The following is a 3,457-nucleotide window of genomic DNA, read 5'->3' as shown; positions in this document are numbered from 1 at the left end:
GAAGTAAAAGCACCCTGCGAAAGCGTACGCCTCGCAGGGTGCCGGGGTGACCATCTCATTAAGTAACCCGCCGTAAGGGCGGAAAGGTGACTAAATGTCGATATCGTCTACGAATGCGCATAAAAAATTCAAAACCCACACCCTGAAACCCGAACCCACACCCTGAAACCCGAACCCTTGCCCAATCCCCCCCCAACCGCTATCGTCCAACCCCAAGAAAATTCATCCGATGACTGGACGTACCCACCTCGTGACCCCGCTCATCAAACGCTCCCTGGTAGAACAAGCCGTAGACCAGCTCCGCGACCGCATCGCCAAGGGCACCTGGTCGATAGGCCAGCGCCTGCCCACCGAACCGGAACTGGCCAGCGACCTGGGCATCAGCCGCAACACCGTCCGCGAGGCCATGCGCGTCCTGGCCTTCAGCGGCCTGGTGGAAATCCGCCAGGGCGACGGCAGCTACCTGCGTACCGCCGTGGACCCCTTGCAGGCCGTGCAGGTCATGTCCCGCTGCGCAGTCGAACACGCCCGCGAAACCCGCCATATTCTTGAAGCAGAAGCCATAGGCCTGGCCGCCGTGCGCCGCACCGACGCCGACCTGCAGGCCCTGCGCGAGGCCCTGGAACACAGCGCGCGGCATTTCCATGGCGATGTCGACGCCTACGTCGAATGCGACCTGGTGTTCCACCAGCGCCTGGTGGACGCCGCCCACAACCCCGCCCTGAGCGAGCTGTACCGCTACTTCTCCAGCGTGGTCCGCGCCGCCCTGCAGCACAACATGACCAGCGTCCCCCGTTGCCAGGCCGTGTTCGACCTGCACGGGCAGATCCTCGACGCCCTCGAACAACGCGATCCGGAACGGGCCAAGCACCTGAGCCGGACACTCATCGAATCCTGACAACGAGAAGGCCATGGCCGAACAACTGACCCGCAACACCGCTCCCCGCGAGGCGGAGCTCGATGAACTGCTGATCGACGCCGAAGCCGACGACGAGCAGGTCCAGCAACAGCCCGTGGTGCTGCGCAGGCCCTGGCTGTTGCTGCTGGGCCTGGTGTTGGTGGCGCTGAACCTGCGCCCGGCGCTGTCGAGCATGTCGCCGGTGCTCGGTCAGGTATCCGAAGGGCTGGGGCTCAGCGCATCGCAAGCCGGGCTGCTGACCACCTTGCCGGTACTGTGCCTGGGGCTGTTCGCGCCGCTGGCGCCGATCCTGGCGCGACGATTCGGCAGCGAGCGGGTGATCTTCGGCATCCTGCTGACCCTGGCGCTGGGCATCCTGGTGCGCAGCACCCTGGGCGCCACTGGCGTGTTCCTCGGCAGCCTGATGGCGGGGGCGAGCATCGGCATCATCGGCGTGCTGCTGCCAGGTATCGTCAAGCGCGACTTCCCCCAGCACGCCGGTACCCTGACCGGCGTCTACACCATGGCGCTGTGCCTGGGCGCCGCGATGGCCGCCGGGGCCACGGTGCCCTTGACCCGCCACTTCGATGACAGCTGGGCACTGGGGCTGGGCTTCTGGCTGCTGCCTGCCTTGCTGGCGATGCTGGTCTGGCTGCCCCAGTCCCGACAGGGCCATGGCGTGCACAAGGTCGCCTATCGCGTGCGCGGGCTGTGGCGCGACCCGTTGGCCTGGCAGGTGACGCTGTACATGGGCCTGCAATCGTCGCTGGCCTACATCGTGTTCGGCTGGCTGCCTTCGATCCTGATCGGTCGCGGGCTGAGCCCGACCGAGGCGGGGCTGGTGCTGTCCGGATCGGTGATCGTGCAACTGATCAGCTCCCTGAGCGCGCCCTGGCTGGCCACGCGTGGCAAGGACCAGCGCCTGGCCATCGTGGTGGTGATGCTGGTGACCCTGGGTGGGCTGTTCGGCTGCCTGTATGCGCCGATCGAGGGGCTGTGGGGCTGGGCGATCCTGCTCGGCCTGGGGCAGGGCGGCACCTTCGCCCTGGCACTGACCCTGATCGTGCTGCGCTCCAAGGACGCCCATGTGGCGGCGAACCTGTCGAGCATGGCCCAGGGCGTGGGCTACACGCTGGCATCCATGGGGCCATTCGCAGTAGGGCTGGTGCATGATCTGACCGGTGGCTGGAGCGCGGTGGGCTGGATCTTCGCGGTGCTGGGCATCGGGGCGATCCTGTTCGGTCTCGGCGCCGGGCGGGCGCTGCATGTGCAGGTCAGCAGCGAGCACGTTTGAGGCTCTGGCTTGATCCGTGATCGTCATTCACGACGCGAATGGGCATGGTGTTGCTGGCATCCAGGCAGTATCTTGCGGGTTTCGCACCTAGCGCAGGAACAGTCCATGAGCGATGCCAGCAGCGCCCTGATCACCCGTTTCTACCAGGCCTTCCAGCGCCTGGACGCCGAGGCCATGGTGGCCTGCTACAGCGAAGACATTGTCTTCAGCGACCCAGTCTTCGGCACCCTGCGCGGGCGTGACGCGGGTGACATGTGGCGGATGCTCACCGCCCGCGCCAAGGACTTCACCCTGACCTTCGACGACGTGCGCAGCGATGGCGCGCACTGGGTGGCGACCTACCTGTTCAGCCAGACCGGGCGGGTGGTGGTCAACGATATCCAGGCGCGCTTCGTGATCCGCGACGGGCTGATCTGCCAGCACGACGATACCTTCGACCTGTGGCGTTGGGCGCGTCAGGCGCTGGGCATGCCGGGCGTCCTGCTGGGCTGGACGCCGATGTTGCAGAACAAGGTGCGCCAGCAGGCATTCAAGGGGCTTCGCGCATTCCAGCAGGCGCGCTGAGGCGTTAAGCTGGCGGCCTTCTTCCGTTGCACCGAACCGAGCCGTGAGCGAAACAGCGCCTTCCCCCGACTGCAAACCCTGGTACGTCTACCTGGTGCGTGCCGCCAATGGCTCGTTGTACTGCGGTATCAGCGATGATCCGCAGCGGCGCTTCATCAAGCATCAGAAAGGGCAGGGCGCACGTTATTTCAAGACCAGCCCGGCGCAGGCGCTGGTGTATGTGGAGCAGTGGCCGGACAAGGGCGAGGCGTTGCGCCAGGAGCGGTTGGTGAAGAAGCTGCGCAAGGCGGCGAAGGAGGCGTTGGTGGCGTCCTATGCCGGATTCGGGGGGTAGTGGTCTCGCCGACGGTGGGGCGGGTTTCGTCCGTGGTCATGATAGATCGCTGGGACTGATTTGCTGCCCTTTCGCGACGCAAGGCCGCTCCCACAGGGAAACGTGATCGCCTGTGGGGCGCGAAAGGGGCGCAACGCGCCCCGACGATCTCAGTCCTTGCGTCGCTTCAACTGATCGACCAGTTGCGTCGGCAAGCCCTTGATCACCAGCGTCCCAGCCTCTTCGTCATACTCCACCTTCGAGCCCAGCAAATGCGCCTCGAAGCTGATCGACAAACCCTCGGCACGCCCGGTAAAGCGGCGGAACTGGTTGAGGGTACGTTTGTCGGCCGGAATCTCCGGCGACAGCCCGTAGTCGCTATTGCGGA

At 65.6% G+C, this 3,457-nt stretch carries 5 protein-coding genes; 4 read left to right on the top strand and 1 reads right to left on the bottom strand.

The window, feature by feature from the left end; all coding sequences use genetic code 11:
* The first annotated feature begins 229 nt into the window (after positions 1-229).
* The 4 genes from CC207_RS14725 (at position 230) to CC207_RS14710 (ending at position 3,090) form a co-directional block, all read left to right on the top strand.
* On the top strand, positions 230-898 hold the full coding sequence (locus tag CC207_RS14725; protein WP_036986447.1) for a FadR/GntR family transcriptional regulator: 669 nt from the start codon (positions 230-232) through the stop codon (positions 896-898).
* A gap of 13 nt (positions 899-911) precedes the next feature.
* Positions 912-2,192, top strand: a complete 1,281-nt coding sequence (locus tag CC207_RS14720; protein ID WP_088852327.1) for an MFS transporter — start codon at positions 912-914, stop codon at positions 2,190-2,192.
* Positions 2,193-2,297: 105 nt separating this feature from the next.
* On the top strand, positions 2,298-2,756 hold the full coding sequence (locus tag CC207_RS14715; protein ID WP_028692003.1) for a nuclear transport factor 2 family protein: 459 nt from the start codon (positions 2,298-2,300) through the stop codon (positions 2,754-2,756).
* 43 nt (positions 2,757-2,799) lie between these two features.
* Positions 2,800-3,090, top strand: a complete 291-nt coding sequence (locus CC207_RS14710; RefSeq protein ID WP_028692002.1) for a GIY-YIG nuclease family protein — start codon at positions 2,800-2,802, stop codon at positions 3,088-3,090.
* 149 nt (positions 3,091-3,239) lie between these two features.
* Here CC207_RS14710 and CC207_RS27635 read toward each other — a convergent pair.
* The coding region (locus CC207_RS27635; protein ID WP_256582090.1) for a nucleoid-associated protein at positions 3,240-3,457 on the bottom strand (218 nt) is incomplete at its 5' end.

The organism is Pseudomonas sp. DrBHI1 (assembly GCF_002205115.1).
Classification (GTDB): Bacteria; Pseudomonadota; Gammaproteobacteria; order Pseudomonadales; family Pseudomonadaceae; genus Aquipseudomonas; species Aquipseudomonas mosselii.
Note: the sequence above shows the minus strand (reverse complement) of the source record. Positions and strands in the feature narration are given on the sequence as shown.